Genomic DNA, 17,119 nt, shown 5'->3' on the forward strand with positions numbered 1-17,119 from the left:
CTTAAATACAAAACGCCCGATGAAATACATCGGGCGTTTTAACCGAAATAAGTGTCAACCTATTTCAGGACTAGTCACAATTACCAATTACGAAAACTAGCTAATTATTAAAAAGCTAGCCTTCGAGCATGAAACCTATCATCCCCACTAAAAAACCAAGAATACCGCCAAGCGGAGGAAGCCAATGGTTTTCCATACGAATTTGCGGTGCAATATCCTGAAACACCGAATAAAGTATTCCACCTGCGGCAAACAGCATTATACCGCTCATTACAACGGGGAACTGCGCTAGATAATAAAAGCCTAACAAGCTAAACAAGGGGCCAAGTAGCGCCATTAATACAAAGATAATAATGAGTTTGGTACTGCGCTGCTTGTTCTTTGGCAACATTTCCCTATACGCATTAAACCCTTCTGGTAAGTTTTGAACTGCAATCAGTAGGCCTAATAACATGGTACCTCCGCCTAACGCTGCCGTAGTACCAAGTGCGATAGACTCAGGCACAAAATCACTGAGCATGGCGGCTAACTGGCTGCCTGCGGTTTTCTTTTTCGCCAAGTAAATATCAAGGGCCATAAAAGCTAAAGCACCGCCTACGAAGCACATTATGGCCGCAAATACCGATACGTCTTTTATGCCTTCAGGTACAAGTACAAGGCCAACTGCCGATATTAGCGCTCCTGCTCCTAACGCTAAAATACCATGGCGTAACTCTTTTTCTAGCCACTTAGGCTGAATGCCTTGGTAAGTCGCTAAAATAGCGCCAGCAGGCATCGCTAAGCCTGCTACTGTTGCCATTATTAATAAACCTACAATATCGCCTTGTGGCATAACGACTCCTTCCTAATCATTGCTTGTACATCTTCCTATTGATTACTACACACAGCACCATTGGTTTACAAATAATACCAGTCCGCATAGATAATTACCCACTCAGCGAGAGTTAAAATGTTCGTAATCGCGACGTGTTACCGCAGGTATAGTGGTTCTACATCAAGGTGACACAACGAGGAGTACGAACATTTTAAAAGCGCGTAACGAAAAAGAGCAGCTTAAGGCTGCTCTTTGCATTTATAACGATGGGTTGTGTTGGCTATACACAAAAAGTCGATTAATTTAAGTCCAAATCTCGGGTCATGTTCTCGTTCTTATCGCGATGCACAATAATGTTGTCTTCAATGCGAATGCCACCAAAAGGTTTGTATGCATCAATGGTATCCCAGTTGATGTACTTAGACGCAGGCGTCGCTTTAAGGTCGCGCAGTAGACTATCGATGAAGTACAGGCCCGGCTCAATAGTGAACACTTGACGCGCTTCTACCATACGCGTGCAGCGTAAGAACGGGTGATCATCAGGAGCAGGCTTAGGCGTGCCTCTGTCATCATTAACCAATCCGCCCACATCGTGTACCTGCAGCCCCAAGAAATGGCCAATGCCATGTGGGAAGAACGTGCGTGTAATACCCATTTCCACAATCTCAGGTGGCGTTAAATTCACCATGCCGGTATCGTGAAGAATTTGCGCAATACCATCGTGGGCTAACAAGTGAATGTCTGTGTAGGCTACACCCGGCTTTAACGAATCGACTAAGGTCAGCGTTACCTTATCTACCGCTTGAATGAGGTCGCGGAACATCGCTGAATTATGAACACCTTCTTGAGCGTAAGTACGTGTAATATCTGCCGCATAGCCATGATAATTTGCACCCGCATCAATCAGAAACGAACGTGATTCTTTTGGCGCTACGGTATCACACTGCATGTAATGCAGAATTGAAGCATGCTCGTTAAGTGCCACAATACTGGTATATGGTACGTCGTTGTCACCTTGTCGACTTGCTGCAGCATAGGCAAGATTGATATCAAACTCGCTTTTGCCTTCACGGAAGGCTTGCTCAGCGGCCTTATGACCTGCCACCGCCAGCTTGTTAGCTTCACGCATGCAGTCAAGTTCATAGTCGGTTTTATAAGCACGTTGATAATGCAAATAATGCAACACGCGGTCTGGATTTACATTGTCAAAACCCAACGCTTTTGCCACTTCAATATATTCGCCTACATAGGCAAAACGGCTTTTATCGTAAGGCAGAAATTTCTCTACCGCATCGGCCTGTTGAAGTAGTTTAATGTCGAAGCTGTCAGTCCAAAAGTCATTTGGCTCTGGTGGCACTTTGTGCCAGAAATCTTCAGGGCGATAGAAAATAAGCGTAGGCTTGTCTACACCGTTTACCACCAGCCAACAGTTAGGGTTATCAATAACAGGCACCCATGCTTTGAACTGCGGGTTTACCTTAAATGGGTAGTGATTATCGTCCAAGAAAAGACGTTTGCCCTGCCCTGAGTGAATAACTAGTCCGTCTAGCCCTTCTCGCTGTAATGCTTCGCGAGTTCTAGCTTGAAGCTCTTCGATATGCTGTTGGTAGGTTGCTTTATGTTGCGACATAGCCCCTCTTATCTTTTTAGTCGTTAGTTAGCTACTAGTGTATCACGAGGCCAGCATGACATGCATACTGGCTCAGACCGCTGTGCTGTTGTATACGTTAAGTTTCCCATACTGGTAAAATAATAACGTAATGAAAGGCGTACCCTTATACGCCTAACCTTTGATAGCTATCGCGGTGCTAGTTGCAGTGTACCTGTTACCGGATGTGTACTTACTGCATCTGCCGATGGGATCATATCGCGGGTAAGTTGAGGGAAGATATTCTCGTTTCCACCTAGCTGCTGGTCGTAAATATGCTGATACGCCATCACCGCCTTCACGTAAGCACGGGTTTCTTTGTAGGGAATATTCTCAATCCAAATATCCACGGGCAGCGCTTCATTAGCAGGTAACCATTCCAACACTTTGCGCCAACCAGCGTTATAAGATGCGGACACCAGCACAGGGTTATTGTTTAACTTGTCCATTAAATAACGAAGGTACTGCACGCCGTATTCAACGTTATCGTCTACTTGAAAAAGTGTGTTACGACTTACTTTCTCTTTTGCTACATAACGCGCGGTTCCCGGCATAAGCTGCATGAGCCCTGCCGCTCCCACCGAAGAGATAGCATCGCTTCTAAACGAACTTTCGCGGCGTGCAATAGCCATAGCCAGCGACTTTGAAATGCTGTATGCCTGCGACTTTTCGCTGAATACATCATTGAAGGCCAGTGGGAATCGGCGCTCGACATCATCCCAATAGCCACTTCGCGCAAAACTGGTAATAGCTTGATCGTACAAGCCCCACTCGTACGCCAAAATGCCCGCATCGGTCACTTTCGATTCGGGTAAATGCGACAGTAAATAGAACCACTCACGGCGCGCTTCTGTGGTTCTGTCTAACCTGAAAAATTCAACAGAGCGCATAGTAGCAGGAGTTTTCGCCACACTGGCAATAGCTGCCGTGTCTCTTGGCGCTGGCGTGTGTGCAAGCGACGGAATTTCGCCTATGTGCGCACTTGCCATAAAGCCATAATAATGGCGTTCTTGAGAAAGCTCTTTATAAAGCACCGTAGCCTGCATAGTTTGACCAAGCGCTTCTAAAGCACGAGCTTTCCAATAGCGATAGTTTTCTTCTTGCTGCAAACTGGCAGGAGCGCTATCAATAACATTAACCACTTCCCGCCACTTTTTCGTGCGAAGCAAATGGGAAATATGCCAAAGCTTTACATCTTCACTGGCACCCTGCACATCAGCAAGTTCAAGCCAATGATGCGCTTGAGGAAGGCGGTCTAGCGTGTAGCTAAGCGCTATTGCTCTTCGCATAACGTGCTGCTGCGCTGGCGAGAAGACGTTTTTGTCGTTGTAGCGGTTAAATACCGTGCCGGCTAAGTCAGGGTTTCGCCAAGCAAGTTTCTCGACCGCCCATACGATTACCTCAGCTTCATGCGATGCATTTTTTAGTGGAAAGAGCGCCGTTCTATTTACTCGGCTGGTGTCGCGGGTTACCGATAGCCACGCGTCAGCCAGGTATTGCTTATCACCGGGAAGTTGGCGCTTAAGATAAGAGATAATGCTTCGGTTATCTTCTTTCGCGGCAATCTCTATGCGCTTGATCACCATTTCGGGTGTCATCATGCCCGCTTTTTTCCACTTAGCAAAAAGCGGATCGCATTCATCCGGTTGCGACTGACCGTGAAGCCATAAAGCGTCGACTTCAGACAAAATAGCTTGTTCGCTTTCACCTTCTTTTAAACGGTAATTAAGCGCAATACAGGTTAGCCTTGCGCCCATACCTGGGCGATAATTGTCTAAAAAAGTGCTGCGATAATCGTTCTTAGCAAGGTAATTAAGCCATTTATAACGCACACCGTAGCTTACCGGCTGACCATTGAAATCTTCCAGAAACTGCTTAACCTCGCGCTTTGTTCTTATTGACATCGTGCGCTCTAGCTTGAGTCTAAGCAGATAAGGATAAAGTGGATAATGCGCCAGTTCATAAATGTCGTTATCGAGGCGCTGAACGCTTCGCTTCGAATACGTTAACAGCTTTTTTTCAACTTCCAGATAACGAGCGCGATCCTTTTCGAAAATATCTTCGGGTAGTGTTAAAGGCTGTGTAGCCCATGCGCCGATAGAGAAAAATGAAGAGAGCGAGCAAACAAATGCCCCCACAACGGTGGCGAAGAATTTATTGTTTTTTGTCAGCGAGCGCTGACCTAACCACGAACTAAAATAAAAACCAGACACAATAGAACTCCTACCCTGCTCTACACTCGAACGCTTATGAGCGCTGGCAAATTTGCCGAATCGAGCTGATTGTAAAATGTTGCTGAAAAAGCAGCATTGCGACTGATCCACTACGTTTGTTTGATAAACGAAGGGAAAATTTCAGCCTGGCTCCTTGCCAAAGAAGATGTTGTGCCAGCTGTCGTTAGCTATGCTTTACACACATAGTTGACATGATTGTAGATTATTCTTTTGCTGGATTGGCGCTTTGCGTCAATAACGCTCATTATACAACCACCAATGGCGAAATGAAGCTTGAATTCGATATTTACACTTGAATTTAAGTCATCCGACCACTACCTTAGACAAATTGAAACGCTTGTTTGATTTTTTGTTGAAATTTTGTGTGGCTTTGTAAAGAATCTAGCCACCCTAACGCGTTAGTGAATGCATACGACCCTACAAATTAGTTGGATTACTTCACTAACATCCTGGCCAATGCCGAAGGAGATGATAATGATATACACAGGCAAAAGTCTTTCCGTCAGCCTGTTAGAAGACGGCTTTGCTGAGCTGGTATTCGACGCCCAAGGTTCAGTAAACAAGTTCGACCGCCAAACGGTGAGTGAACTTGACGAAGCAACTCAAGCCCTACTTGCTAAAGGCGATGTTAAAGGCTTAGTAGTACGCAGTGCGAAATCTGCATTTATCGTGGGTGCTGATATCACCGAGTTCACTGGTTTATTCGCCATGGACGATGCAGAAGTACTACAGTGGGTTGCCAATACATCACAAGTATTCGACCGCTTCGAAGACCTACCTTTCCCTACCATCGCTGCAGTTAACGGCTTCGCTCTAGGTGGCGGCTGTGAAATGGCATTGGCGTGTGACATGCGTATTGCAGACACTACTGCTTCAATTGGTTTACCAGAAGTTAAACTAGGCCTAATGCCTGGTTTTGGTGGTACGGTTCGTCTACCTCGCCTTATTGGTTCAGACAACGCCCTTGAGTGGATGACCACTGGCCGCGACAGAAAAGGCGCGAAAGCCCTTGCTGAAGGCGCAGTTGATGCCGTTGTTGCACCAGAAGCACTTGTTGAAGGTGCGCTTTCAATGGTTAAAGACGCCGCTGACGGTAAATTTGACTGGCAAGCGCGTCGTGCGGTTAAGAAAGCCCCACTACAGCTAAACAAAAACGAAGCCATGATGAGCTTCAGTACTGCTCAAGCTATGGTGTTTGCGCAAGCTGGCAAACACTACCCAGCACCGCACAAAATGGTTGAGACTGTTCAAAAAGCAGCTGGCCTAGACCGTGAAGGTGCACTTAAGCTTGAAAATGAAGGCTTTGTAGCGTTAGCGAAAACCGACGCAGCGAAAGCACAAATTGGTATTTTCCTTGCCGACCAGCTAGTTAAGAGCAAAGGTAAAAAGCAAGCGAAAGCAGCTACTAAGCAATCTAAGCTTAACGCTGTGCTAGGGGCAGGCATCATGGGCGGCGGTATCGCATACCAGAGCGCTGTGAAAGGCACGCCAGTTATCATGAAAGACATCAATCAAGGTGCACTAGACCTTGGCCTTTCAGAAGCAGCGAAAATTCTTGGTAAAGGCATGCAGCGCGGTAAAGTAGACGCGACTAAAATGGCGCAAACACTTAACGCTATCACGCCTACCCTTGAGTACAGCACGCTTAAAGATGCTGACCTTGTTATTGAAGCGGTTGTAGAAAACCCGAAGGTAAAAGGTATTGTGCTTAAAGAGGTAGAGGACAACGTAGCGGACGACGCTATCATTTGTTCAAACACTTCTACTATCTCTATCAATCAGCTCGCTGAAAGCCTAGACAAGCCAGAGCGCTTCTGTGGTATGCACTTCTTTAACCCAGTGCACCGCATGCCGCTTGTTGAAATTATTCGTGGCGAAAAAACCTCTGAAGAAACCATCAATGCAGTAGTAGCCGCTACCCTTAAAATGGGCAAAACCCCAATTGTGGTTAACGACTGCCCAGGGTTCTTGGTAAACCGCGTATTGTTCCCATACTTTGCGGGCTTCAGTAAGCTACTTATCGACGGCGCTGACTTTGTAGCGGTTGATAAGGTAATGGAAAAAATCTTCGGCTGGCCAATGGGCCCAGCATACCTAATGGACGTTGTAGGCATCGACACTGGCGATCACGCCGCAGACGTAATGGCTGCAGGTATTCCAGAGCGTATGGCTCGCCTAGACAATGACCCGGTAACTCTTTTCTACAAAGAGCAGCGTTTAGGTCAGAAGAACGGTAAAGGTTTCTACAACTATGGTGTTGATAAGCGCGGCAAGCCGTCTAAAACACCTGCTGAAGAAGCCTACGCACTAATGGCGCCACACGTAGCTGAGAAGACAGACTTTGAAGCAGACGACATTATTGCACGCCTTATGATCCCTATGGCAAACGAAGCGATTCGCTGCCTAGAAGAAGGCATTGTAGATAGCGCAGCTGAAGCAGATATGGCGCTACTTTACGGCTTAGGTTTCCCTCCATTCCGCGGTGGTATTTTCCGTTGGATTGAAACCATTGGCTTGGCGAACTTTGTTGCTATGGCAGACAAGTACGCTGAACTTGGTCCTATTTATCAGATCTCAGACGGCGTTCGTGAAATGGCCGCTGCTGGTAAATCGTATTTCGCATAAGACCCGGAGGAAAAACTAATGAAAGAAGTAGTCGTAATCGATTGCGTTCGTACCCCTATGGGTCGTTCAAAAAACGGTGTTTTCAGAAATGTGCGCGCAGAAGACCTATCTGCTGCACTAATGACCGCGCTACTAGCGCGTAACCCTGGCGTAAACCCAGCGGAGATTGAAGACATCATTTGGGGCTGTGTTCAGCAAACTAAAGAACAAGGCTTCAACGTTGCACGTAACGCGCAACTACTAACAAAAATTCCACGCACAACAGGCGCGGTAACGGTTAACCGTTTATGTGGTTCATCAATGCAAGCCCTTCACGATGCAACAAGCGGCATCATGAGCGGTCGTGGTGACATTTACATGATTGGTGGTGTTGAGCACATGGGTCACGTACCGATGAACTACAACATCGACTTCCACCCTGGTCTTGCTAAGTACACGGCGAAAGCGTCGGGCATGATGGGCATGACAGCTGAGCTACTTGGTCGTCAGAACGGCATTACTCGTGAACAACAAGACGCATTTGGCGCACGTTCGCACCAGCTAGCGCACAAAGCACACCTTGAAGGCCGCTGGGCTAACGAGATTGTGCCTGTTGAAGGTCACGATGCAAACGGCGTATTAAAGCTTATTGATCATGACGAAGTGGTACGCCCTGAAAGTACAGTAGAGAGCATGGCGGCACTTCGCCCAGTGTTCGACCCTGTAAACGGTACAGTAACTGCGGGGACATCGTCTGCGCTGTCTGACGGTGCGTCGGGCATGCTACTTATGTCAGCAGACCGTGCTAAAGAGCTTGGCCTAACGCCACGTGCGAAAATTCGCTCGATGGCAGTAGCTGGTTGTGATGCAGCAATTATGGGTTACGGCCCTGTGCCAGCAACACAGAAAGCCCTTAAGCGCGCTGGCCTAACAATGGACGACATTGAACTTGCTGAGTTTAACGAAGCGTTCGCGGCACAGGCGCTATCGTGCATTAAGCAACTAGGTTGGATGGACCACCTAGATACTAAGATTAACCTTAACGGTGGTGCGATTGCACTTGGTCACCCACTAGGTTGTTCTGGTTCACGTATCTCAGGTACGCTTATCAACCTAATGGAATCACAAGACGTAAGCCTAGGCTTAGCGACTATGTGTATTGGTTTAGGTCAAGGTATTGCTACCGTATTTGAGCGTGTATAAGCGTTTAAATAAGCACTTTTAAAGCTAATTATTGAAAAGGGCCTTCGGGCCCTTTTTTGTTTCCGTGAACAAGAAAACTAAAACGCTAAATTAGAAAGTGGGCTGACAACACCATTAGCCCCTTGTTGAAGTATATGGGTATAGATTTGAGTAGTTCTAACATCGGCGTGACCTAGTTGGTCTTGCACTGTTCTGATGTCTGCACCTGATTGCAGTAAATGCGTAGCAAATGAGTGACGAAGCGTGTGTGGCGTAACATGCTTAATTATTCCCGCATCACCTGAAGCACGACTTACCGCGCGCTGTATCTGTTTTTCATCTATATGATGACGCCGTAATAGCTTGCTTTCTGGATCGATACTTAACTTTGATGCAGGAAACAAATACTGCCATTCCAGCGTTTTATTGCGCTGTTGATACTTTTTCCTCAACCCATGTGGAATCCAAGCACCAGCAAAGTCTGGCACCATCAAATCTCGTTGCAAAAGTTTTTCACTTTCACTGATATGATTTTTTAAAAGTGGGATCAGTGATTCTGACAGCGTTACCACTCGATGCTTGCCACCTTTCCCAAACCAAATCCTCACACACTTGTAGTCGAAGTCTATATCTCCCGTTCTAAGACGCACGCACTCCATTAATCGAAGGCCACTGCCATAAAGAAGTGCTACTGCTAAGTAATGATGGGTAGGCACCCTACCAAGCAATGCTTTTACTTCTAACTGGGTTAGCACAACTGGCAGCTTTCTTTCCCTTCCGCTTCCTACAAAATTCATGTCAGAAGGGAGTGGCTGTTCTAAATACTTGTTGTACAGGAAGACCAATGCATTAAGTGCTGTGGCTTGTGTAGACCGCGCATTTTTTCGCTTGGTAGATAGATGCGTAAGGTATGCTTCAACATGCAGAACATCGAGGTCCTTAGGATGCTGTAATTTGTGAAAACGAATGTAGTCTGAAATCCAGTTTATGTAGGTTTGTATAGTACGTTTTGCATAGCGCTTGAGCATCATGTGCTCGTACAGGGATTTAATAAACTGAGACTTCATATTCGACTCCAAAATAAAAGAAGTCTATTTAATAAATTGCAACGAGATAACTGACTTTAGTAACTGTTTTGTTGCAAAGGCTCTCACGAAATATCCCAAATTCACCTGCAACCCGATTTGGTGTTTTTAGCTTTTGAGTAAAATACACCAAAAACGTATTTTACTAATCCTTTCGATAGGTTATGGTTTAATCATATTTATAACCAAACGGACAAAAACCCCGTTCTGGTTCGTTAAATCGCCCCGTTTAGGGAACGATTAAATTGTTAGATTTCTCGAGGGCTGGTAGCCAGAAAAGCTTATGTTTTGTATATCAATACTAAAATGTTTTTAGAGTATAACCCGATTCAAGGAAAAGTCGCTGACGACCGCGCCTATAAAACGTGGCAGATATTGCCGCCGTTAAATCGTTGGGTGCAATCGTATTGGCAGCTCACAGTCCCCAAAGGCCAGTTTCAATACCATAGTGTGCCGGATAACTGTGTTGATTGGATCATCAATCTAGATTGCTTCGACGATAATTTTCTTATTCCGCCATTTCTCTCATCTACTTTATTTCATATCGATGGCCCAGCGTCTTTTTTTGGTATTCGTTTTCGAATTCTAGGGCATAAAGGCTTGATCTCTGTGCCTTTAGGGGAATGGGGTGAGGCTGGTAGTGTAAAGGCGGAAGACTTATTACCCGCAGATGTCGTTTACTCTGTATTTGAAGTCATTAATAATGCAAAGAGCTTTGATAAGCGCTGCAATAGCTTGTCGGCAGTAATACTTTCTGCCATAACGTTTGCCAACGTTGACCCTCGCCTAGCTCGTTACATTCGATACTGTTACGAAAATGTCAGCTCTAATCTTGACCTGTCAGATAGCCGGAGCTCTGAATTTGGTGTGTCTGCACGTCAGCTTAGACGGTTGGCCAAACAGCACGTTGGCTTACTTCCCAAAGATTTTGGCAAGGTGCTAAGATTTCAGAGTGCTCTCAAAGCGATGAATGCACCGCAACACAGCAAGGCCTACCTAGATCATTACTACGACCAGCCCCATTTTGTGCGCGAATTTAAACGTTTGTCTGGAGTCACACCGACACAGTTCAGAAAAATGTCCGTTTTATACAATCACTGCTCTTCTGAGTGAAGAATAATGTTATTCATCTAATCAACGGTAAGAGGTTAATAATATGATTGAAATAGACGCGATGTTTCCTGTGATGGTAACGGCAAATTTAGAAGCGGTGAAAGCATTCTATGAATCCGTGTTTGGCTTTAATGCCGTATTTTACGACGCTGACTTTTACTTGCATTTGGTGTCACCCAATTCAGGTGTTCAGCTTGGCTTCTTGATGCCAGAGCACGCAAGCCAGCCAGACTTTCTTCGACCATTAATGTCTCCCGATGGCTATGTGATATCACTAGAAGTTAAAGATGCAGCTCACGCCTATGCCGAAGCACAAAAAATGGATTTGACGATGGCTATGGAGCTCAAAGAAGAAGTTTGGGGACAGGTACATTTTATCCTGGAAGACCCGGCAGGTTTTCGAATCGACGTGGTCCAACATTTAGAAGTTTCTGGTAATTAGTCAGAGCAAAATCTAACAAGGCGCTGCACTCGGAAAAATTACTCACTACGCTCCTAATTTTCCGGTGAGCGCAGCGTTATAAGGCGTCAGCCTAAACTCCATTTGGCTTAATCTAAATCTCAGTACAACTGCCCTAACCTTTTCTAATTAGCATCGCTCTGGCTTGTGGTAGGTTTAAATCCGCCGCTTTCACTTCAAAGGTGGTGTAATAGGCGCTTTATCGCCAAGATATTAGCTGAACCTCGCAAGCGCCATTACACTGGATAGTCCAACTGGCGGCTAGCTTCTGTCAAATCAAAACCTTTACTGCACCGTCGTTTTGCTTGTTTGTGTTAACAATCAATCGTATGCTGGCTTCATTAGTTTTTAAAAAGACCAAAGGAACTGGCTCTGCTTATAACAAGGCGCTTAAGACCACTCCCTTCGGTCGCTCGGACGCATTTACGCGGGGCGGCTTCGCCATTATGCCCCACGCAAATGCGCCGCTTAGCTTAATGTTAGGTGCTAAAAGGAAAAATTATGAAATCATGGAATGAATTAACTAATCTACAACGCGCAGTTATCGGTATCGCAATGGTTGTTGCGGCGGCAGTTTTGCCAGAGATAGCCTTCTTAGTTCAATTAGGTGGTATGGAAGTCGCATTTGCTCTCGTTTTTGCTAGCCTAGCTCCCATCATTTCTTGGTTCTCAACAAAATACCAAGCAATTAAAGAATGTTTACAAACCTCAATAGTGGCTTTGAGACATAGTGCATCTGCTAAACCTTCCGTTTTCTTCGTACAAGCTTCTTTTTGTGCAGCCGCACTTCTATTTACAAGTTCGGGCTTATTGGCTTTTTACTTTTTTATGCCTAGTATGCTGCTAAATGGGGTCTTGGCGTGAGCGCACCTAACAAGCCAATAAACGCACTCACTACGTTCGCTGGGACGCATACACGCGGGGCGGCTGCGCCATTATGCCCCACATGTCTGCGCCCGTTATTGGAAAGTTATGTACTTAAGGAAATATGAACCTATTATTTGTTTGTTCAGAAAATCGTTTGCGTAGCCCAACCGGTGAAGAAGTCTTTTCTCAATATGAAGGGGTCAACGCAATCGGGTGCGGCACAAATGCAGATGCCGAAACACCGCTTTCAGGCGACCTTATAGAATGGGCCGACGCCATTTTAGTTATGGAAAAAACTCACAGAAACAAAGTTGCCAAAAAGTACAAAGATTTACTCAAAGGTAAAAAACTGGCGTGCTTAGACATACCAGACAACTACGAGCGCATGCAGCCCGAACTTGTTCGCCTTTTAAAAAGTAAGGTCCCAAGGTTTGTACGGTTGTAATTGGCACGTACATAACAACTCAATAAACTCGCTCACTTCGTTCGCTGGGACGCATACACGCAGGGCGGCTTCGCCATTATGCCCCACGTGCCTTCGCCCGTTATTGAAAAGTTTTATATTTAAAGGTACATTAACCAAGGAAGTTTAAATTGAAACCATTTTCCTCTGTTGAATCTCGCAATTTTAGTACATTGCTTTTAGTTACCAGAATAGCTGCTAGTTTTTCGTTTTTATTATTTATTTTAGGAATAGGCGTAACGCTGTGGACGTCCTTCACCGAATCACTTCAGAATGCAATTACATTCATGCCCGTAATTGTTTGGTCCATTTTGATCTTTTTGTTCGCTGGTATTATTGCTGTGCTTGTCTCTATAGAGGAGCATTTGAGAATGCAAGAAGTGCGCGATGTAAGAAACAGCAAAATATAACAAAAAAATAAAGTCGTGGGCTAAAGCCCACTGGGACGCTAACACGCAGGGCCACTTCGTTATTATGCCCTACGTGTTATCGCCCCTTATTTAAAAGTTAGGTGCCTGTTCAAACTAATAAGGATGTTATGAAAAATAGAATTATATTTACGACCTCACTGCTCTGCCTTTCTCTTGCAGCTTGTAGCAAGCAAGCTCAGATGAAAACTAATTTCTTTATTCAACAAAATAGCATTTCTGAATTCACTATTCCGGAGCTCTTAGAAGACCTAGATTCGTTACCAAACCAAATAAATGGCTGCGATGTTAGTCATCATAAAGCAACAGATGAACTGTTTGTACAATGCTCTAAAAAAGGGTTCAATTATACAAATAAGCAAGTCAGTTCAGCACTCTCAGGAGCCCTCGGCTTCAGTAGCACAGAGCAATTCGGGCAATATAATTTTAGATGGAAGACGGGTGCAGCTTCTTGTTCAATTGCAATAGAAGAAGATAATGATATTTTTGAGCTTTGGTGTGGCAAAGGCACCTAACAAGCCAATTAACACACTCACTTCGTTCGCTGGGACGCAGACACGCCGGGCGGCTTCGCCATTATGCCCCACGTGTCTGCGCCCGTTATCGGAAAGTTATATTTAAAGGTACATTAACCAAGGAAGTTTAAATTGAAACCATTTTCCTCTGTTGAATCTCGCAATTTTAGTACATTGCTTTTAGTTACCAGAATAGCTGCTAGTTTTTCGTTTTTATTATTTATTTTAGGAATAGGCGTAACGCTGTGGACGTCCTTCACCGAATCACTTCAGAATGCAATTACATTCATGCCCGTAATTGTTTGGTCCATTTTGATCTTTTTGTTCGCTGGTATTATTGCTGTGCTTGTCTCTATAGAGGAGCATTTGAGAATGCAAGAAGTGCGCGATGTAAGAAACAGCAAAATATAACAAAAAAATAAAGTCGTGGGCTAAAGCCCACTGGGACGCTAACACGCAGGGCCACTTCGTTATTATGCCCTACGTGTTATCGCCCCTTATTTAAAAGTTATACGCAATAGGTCAGAATAACTTTTTAACATCGCGGTAAAAGTTTTCATGAGAACCAAGAGCTATTAATTCAAGTATTACAGTGCCGTCCTCGTAGCTGTAACCTAATAAGGTTAACTGCTTAACCATCTTGAACTTGTACACGCGAAGAAAAGCAAGGTCGCCTTTTTTCTGTTCACCTAGAAGAGGATCATCCATCAGTTCCTTTACAGCTTTATCTAAGTCTTTTTTCTGATTCTTATGTAACTTCTTTACTGCTCTCTTAAAATTAGCTGTCTGTAAAACACTCGTAATCTTAGCCAAAATCGTAAGGCTCCAATTTTCCAGCCTCTTTTTCCGCTTTGGAAATAATTGCCTGTTTCACGAATTCGTATGGTAAATCAGGATTATCTTCCATCATTTCACCTATTTTTGCCCAGTGCTCAATCTGTTTTGGCATAGTTCGGTTCAGTGCTTTGCCCATAATAGTAGCTTTCTCAACTAGATCTTGGTCTAGTCTTACGCTCGCGGTTGCCATAATATGTCTCCTAATAGTTCATTACCATATTGTAGCAATGCGCTACAGGTGTGGCAAATTGCGTATAACAATCGCATCAACACTCGCTGCGCTCGCTAGGGACAAAAATACGTAGGCTCCCAGCGCTTCGCTTGGTATTGTAGCCTACATATTTTTGCCCGTTATGCGGGTGTTAGGTGTCAGGGATGAAAACAATACTACTGTCATTTTTTATCATTATATTAGTTGGGTGCACATCAGTCGCCAAACCTACTATTCATCTCCATTCAATCGGAGTTAATAAGACAAAGTTAGCTAACCTGAGAATCAAATTAGAAAAAAGTGGATATACCGTAGTAACTGGCAATCAAGACTTCTCTCACTTCTTATTTACGCCACTTATAGTTGTTCCAAAAAATTCAAAGTTCAGCACTCCAGAACTTCAACAACAAATAACCAATACTTTAGGCTCTATCCCAATTGTCAAACGTGGTAACTTTAAAAACCATAAGTATTCGGGCGACCATATTGGTGTATATCTTCGGGGAAACAATGCCACCTAACAACTCAATAAACTCGCTCACTTCGTTCGCTGGGACGCATACACGCGGGGCGGCTTCGCCATTATGCCCCACGTGTCTGCGCCCGTTATTGAAAAGTTATATGCTTTTCAGGAAGCTCATCAATAAGGAATTCTATGAATCTAAACGCTACATTTTGGGGGCAAGCACTCTTCATCCTCGCTTTAGTTGTAATTTTTCTTACCATCAAATTTGCTAAAGGAAAGGCTGACAATATCGGGTTGGTTGCCATTTACGCCTTCTTGCTCAACTTCTTGATTCCACCTGTTGGGTGGTTCTATTGTTACCGATGGGCAAATAAATAATTACCTAAAACAAATATCATCCTCTATGTAGCTAGGGTTTGTTTTTATTAAAGTGGATGTGTAAAAGGTTTTAAATTGTACGCATATAACAACTCAATCAACACACTCACTTCGTTCGCTGGGACGCATACACGCGGGGCGGCTTCGCCATTATGCCCCACATGTCTGCGCCCGTTATTGAAAAGTTATGTGCCAGAGAGGAGTTTGAATAATGTGGGCTAGTGGAACAGCTAAAACAACACAAATTGGTTACATAAATTCGAATAATCAAAAAAATCATGGCACTCGTGGCTTAAAAGGCTCGGATCACAACTCCGTCTCATACAAGATGGAATGTTTGTCACCGGGTTGCGGTAATATTTATGGGGCAAACGGTACAGACATTTTCCAACGTAAATGCCCAAAGTGTCAGGGTGGAAAGCAAGGAATTGATTATTAGTCGATTTTAAAGGTAATGGATAAAAATGGAATTTATAAATACGCTTAGTAACAACTCTGTCATCGGCGCATTTGTTGCTGGCGTGGCTGTATTGATGTGTGTTTCACTTTTTAAGTGGATTAACCGTCGCTTTTGTAAGGCTCCGAAAGTTTTCAAAACACTGGAAGCTGGTTTAGAAAAACACAATTGCAAGTTTCTTCCTACTTCCTATTTAGCCTCAGAAACGAATTACACCGTATCAGAAGTGGAAATACTGTGCACAATGCACCCTAAAATTATAAGAAATAAGAAGCAATTAGAATCGTGGTGTATTAAATAAGCGTGGCACATAACAAAAAAATTAAGTCACTCACTTCGTTCGCTGGGACGCATACATGCGGGGCGGCTTCGCCAATATACCCCACATGCCGGCGCCCCTTATTTAAAAGTTAGTAGCCATATGAAAATGGAGACAGCAGTGGAAATAGATGAAGATAAAATCGATGAAGCGGCACTTGCTCTGTTTTACCTTACTCTGCACGACAAGTTTGGTAGGGCTTGGAAGCAAATAGATTGGAGTATCACCGACCGACTTTATGAAAAAGGTTATATTCACGACCCTGTTGGCAAATCAAAGTCTGTTGTTTTAACTGAAGAAGGGCTCGCCAAATCAGAAGAGCTATTCAAAAAGTTATTCGTCAAAAGTGAGTGAGTATTGTGCGTATAGCTCAGCTGTTACTCTAGGATGTATCAGCGTGGCAACTAACAAGCCAATTAACGCACTCACTTCGTTCGCTGGGACGCATACACGCGGGGCGGCTGCGCCATTATGCCCCACATGTCTGCGCCCGTTATTGGAAAGTTAGTTGCCAAGGGCCATATGAGAAGCCTTCAATTACTTAGTTTATTATCTTTATTTATATCGGTCTGCTTATCGTATTGGGTCTTAGCTCCAATAGAACCTGACTCAAGCGGGGCATCTGCAGGTGCTGCTGGCCTCTTATTAATGTTTATAGTGCTTCCACTATTTTGTTGCTCAGCTTTGGGCTCTATCACTTCGACAGTTGCGCTACTAAGCCCTAAAATACGAAAGACTTTTAACTTTACAGGTTTGTTTTGGCGCTTTATTTGGTTTCTCAACGCCATTATATCTTTAGGCTATATCGCGTTTGGGCTATATGTGACATATGCTAATATTTTCGGCTAAGGCAACTAACAAAACACTAAAGGCACTCGCGCTGCTCGCTGGGACGCTAACACATGGGCTGCGTCACTTCGTTCCTAATTTTAGCCCATGTGTTATCGCCCCTTAGTGGGGTGTTGGTATGACTCCCTTTGTCAACCCTGAACGAGCGCTTCCCTGACACTCTTTCAGCCCATAATTAGCTTTGTTTTT

The 17,119-nt window shown here is 44.4% G+C and carries 16 protein-coding genes; 9 read left to right on the plus strand and 7 right to left on the minus strand.

Features of this window, described 5'->3' with window-relative positions; translation table 11 throughout:
• Positions 1-115: 115 nt before the first annotated feature.
• The 3 genes from NO989_RS20145 to NO989_RS20155 all read right to left on the minus strand — a co-directional run bounded on the left by NO989_RS20145 (position 116) and on the right by NO989_RS20155 (position 4,675).
• Complete coding sequence (locus NO989_RS20145) at positions 116-832, minus strand: ZIP family metal transporter (protein ID WP_014948149.1); 717 nt, start codon at positions 830-832, stop codon at positions 116-118.
• A gap of 280 nt (positions 833-1,112) precedes the next feature.
• Entirely contained in the window at positions 1,113-2,444 is a 1,332-nt protein-coding gene (gene pepQ, locus NO989_RS20150; RefSeq protein ID WP_014948148.1) for a Xaa-Pro dipeptidase, read from the minus strand.
• Between the two features lie 167 nt (positions 2,445-2,611).
• On the minus strand, positions 2,612-4,675 hold the full coding sequence (locus NO989_RS20155) for a transglycosylase SLT domain-containing protein (protein ID WP_371343091.1): 2,064 nt from the start codon (positions 4,673-4,675) through the stop codon (positions 2,612-2,614).
• Positions 4,676-5,170: 495 nt separating this feature from the next.
• On the opposite strand from NO989_RS20155, the gene fadB reads away from it, so the two are divergent.
• Together fadB and fadA are read left to right on the plus strand one after the other, a co-directional pair.
• A complete protein-coding gene (fadB, locus tag NO989_RS20160) occupies positions 5,171-7,321 on the plus strand; it encodes a fatty acid oxidation complex subunit alpha FadB (protein WP_371343092.1) in 2,151 nt (716 codons plus the stop codon).
• An 18-nt stretch (positions 7,322-7,339) separates the two neighbouring features.
• On the plus strand, positions 7,340-8,503 hold the full coding sequence (fadA, locus tag NO989_RS20165) for an acetyl-CoA C-acyltransferase FadA (protein ID WP_061439374.1): 1,164 nt from the start codon (positions 7,340-7,342) through the stop codon (positions 8,501-8,503).
• Between the two features lie 77 nt (positions 8,504-8,580).
• Here fadA and NO989_RS20170 read toward each other — a convergent pair whose 3' ends face one another.
• On the minus strand, positions 8,581-9,549 hold the full coding sequence (locus tag NO989_RS20170; protein WP_061439372.1) for an integron integrase: 969 nt from the start codon (positions 9,547-9,549) through the stop codon (positions 8,581-8,583).
• Between the two features lie 306 nt (positions 9,550-9,855).
• Here NO989_RS20170 and NO989_RS20175 point away from each other — a divergent pair, with 306 nt between their 5' ends.
• From NO989_RS20175 to NO989_RS20195, 5 genes are all read left to right on the plus strand, one after another.
• Positions 9,856-10,680, plus strand: coding sequence for a helix-turn-helix domain-containing protein (locus tag NO989_RS20175; RefSeq protein ID WP_371343093.1), 825 nt, complete (start codon positions 9,856-9,858; stop codon positions 10,678-10,680).
• Between the two features lie 43 nt (positions 10,681-10,723).
• Entirely contained in the window at positions 10,724-11,122 is a 399-nt protein-coding gene (locus NO989_RS20180; protein WP_371343094.1) for a VOC family protein, read from the plus strand.
• A gap of 519 nt (positions 11,123-11,641) precedes the next feature.
• Entirely contained in the window at positions 11,642-12,004 is a 363-nt protein-coding gene (locus tag NO989_RS20185) for a hypothetical protein (RefSeq protein ID WP_159582046.1), read from the plus strand.
• A gap of 124 nt (positions 12,005-12,128) precedes the next feature.
• Positions 12,129-12,452, plus strand: a complete 324-nt coding sequence (locus NO989_RS20190; protein WP_061439362.1) for a low molecular weight protein tyrosine phosphatase family protein — start codon at positions 12,129-12,131, stop codon at positions 12,450-12,452.
• Between the two features lie 556 nt (positions 12,453-13,008).
• Positions 13,009-13,413 carry a hypothetical protein gene (locus tag NO989_RS20195; RefSeq protein ID WP_158511548.1) on the plus strand — a complete coding sequence of 135 codons (405 nt, stop codon included), beginning with the start codon at positions 13,009-13,011 and terminating at the stop codon, positions 13,411-13,413.
• Positions 13,414-13,935: 522 nt separating this feature from the next.
• On the opposite strand, the gene NO989_RS20200 is transcribed toward NO989_RS20195, so the two are convergent.
• Both NO989_RS20200 and NO989_RS20205 read right to left on the minus strand, forming a co-directional pair.
• On the minus strand, positions 13,936-14,226 hold the full coding sequence (locus NO989_RS20200; protein ID WP_061439355.1) for a type II toxin-antitoxin system RelE/ParE family toxin: 291 nt from the start codon (positions 14,224-14,226) through the stop codon (positions 13,936-13,938).
• Positions 14,219-14,440 carry a hypothetical protein gene (locus NO989_RS20205; protein ID WP_012518669.1) on the minus strand — a complete coding sequence of 74 codons (222 nt, stop codon included), beginning with the start codon at positions 14,438-14,440 and terminating at the stop codon, positions 14,219-14,221. Before NO989_RS20205 ends, NO989_RS20200 begins: the two co-directional genes overlap by 8 nt.
• 185 nt (positions 14,441-14,625) lie before the next feature.
• Here NO989_RS20205 and NO989_RS20210 point away from each other — a divergent pair, with 185 nt between their 5' ends.
• Together NO989_RS20210 and NO989_RS20215 are read left to right on the plus strand one after the other, a co-directional pair.
• On the plus strand, positions 14,626-14,982 hold the full coding sequence (locus tag NO989_RS20210) for a hypothetical protein (protein WP_061439353.1): 357 nt from the start codon (positions 14,626-14,628) through the stop codon (positions 14,980-14,982).
• A gap of 1,219 nt (positions 14,983-16,201) precedes the next feature.
• Complete coding sequence (locus NO989_RS20215) at positions 16,202-16,435, plus strand: DUF6429 family protein (protein ID WP_044056436.1); 234 nt, start codon at positions 16,202-16,204, stop codon at positions 16,433-16,435.
• A gap of 179 nt (positions 16,436-16,614) precedes the next feature.
• Here the strand turns inward: NO989_RS20215 and NO989_RS20220 are convergent, their stop codons facing one another.
• Positions 16,615-16,869: a hypothetical protein gene (locus NO989_RS20220; protein ID WP_061439348.1), complete on the minus strand. Its 255-nt coding sequence runs from the start codon at positions 16,867-16,869 to the stop codon at positions 16,615-16,617.
• Positions 16,870-17,119: the final 250 nt, after the last annotated feature.

The sequence above is a fragment of the Alteromonas sp. DY56-G5 genome, from assembly GCF_041414725.1.
Taxonomy (GTDB): Bacteria; Pseudomonadota; Gammaproteobacteria; order Enterobacterales; family Alteromonadaceae; genus Alteromonas; species Alteromonas macleodii.